The organism is Methylobacterium aquaticum, from assembly GCF_001043915.1.
GTDB lineage: Bacteria > Pseudomonadota > Alphaproteobacteria > Rhizobiales > Beijerinckiaceae > Methylobacterium > Methylobacterium aquaticum.
On sequence record NZ_LABX01000484.1, the window covers coordinates 1 to 512 of the forward strand.

Genomic DNA, 512 nt, shown 5'->3' on the forward strand with positions numbered 1-512 from the left:
GGCCACCGGGATGCTCATGACCGGCACCAGGGTGGCGGCGAGCCGGCGCAGGAACAGGGCGACCACGACCATCACGAGGCCGATCGCGATCGCGATGGTGCGGGTGACCTCCGCCACCGATTCGCGGATCAGCACCGTGCGGTCGTAGAGCGTGTGGACCTTGAGCGAGGGCGGCAGCCAGCGGGCGATCTCGGGCAGGGCTGCCTTCACGGCGTCCACCGTCTCGACCACGTTGGCGTCGGGCTGCTTGCGGACGTAGACGACCACGCCGCGCTCGCCGTTGAACCAGCCGGCGAGGCGGGTGTTGATGACGCTGTCGCTGACCTCGGCGACGTCGCCGAGGCGGATCGGCCGGCCGTTCCGGAAGGCGACGATCACCTCGGCCCCGTCCTCGGCCCGGATCAGCTGGTCGTCGGCGGGGGGGGGCCCGGGCTGGGCGGCGGTCGTCACCCCGCCCCTTGGCAGGGTTTTGTTTGGGTCGCGGGGGGCCCCGCGCGCCCCCCCCCCGGGGG

General features: G+C 73.6%; 1 protein-coding gene. It reads right to left on the reverse strand.

Annotation, left to right across the window (positions count from 1 at the left end; genetic code table 11):
* A partial coding sequence (locus tag VP06_RS33375) for an efflux RND transporter permease subunit (protein ID WP_048468129.1) occupies positions 1 to 450 on the reverse strand: 450 nt, incomplete at its 3' end.
* Positions 451 to 512: the final 62 nt, after the last annotated feature.